The organism is Jiangella endophytica, from assembly GCF_003427025.1.
Taxonomy (GTDB): Bacteria; Actinomycetota; Actinomycetes; order Jiangellales; family Jiangellaceae; genus Jiangella; species Jiangella endophytica.
In genome coordinates, this window is record NZ_QVAI01000080.1 from 1 (window position 1) to 307 (window position 307).

Annotated in this window: 1 protein-coding gene; it reads left to right on the plus strand. The window is 63.8% G+C overall.

Going from position 1 to position 307, the window contains the following annotated elements; all coding sequences use genetic code 11:
• Window positions 1–307, plus strand: a 307-nt coding sequence (locus DZA62_RS35350) for a hypothetical protein (RefSeq protein ID WP_157988122.1), incomplete at both ends; no start/stop codon positions are given.

Below are 307 nucleotides of genomic sequence, written 5' to 3' on the forward strand. Positions count from 1 at the left end.
GTACCACTTCGACCCCGAGGTCACCGCTGACGGGAAGTTCCCCGAGTTCTTCGACGGCAAGCCGTTCGTCATGGAGTGGGAGCGCGACTTCATCGCCACGATGGACCTCGACGAGAACGGGAACTACGTCAACGGCTCGCTCACGGAGCAGTTCTTCGGCTTCCGGTTCGACGACAGCCTCCGGCTGCGCAAGCCGCACGACATGGAGTTCGGCCCCGACGGCACCATGTATCTGATCGAGTGGGGCGACGAGTTCAACTTCGGCGGCGGCGGGGTCAACCCGGACTCCGGGCTGTTCCGGATCAGT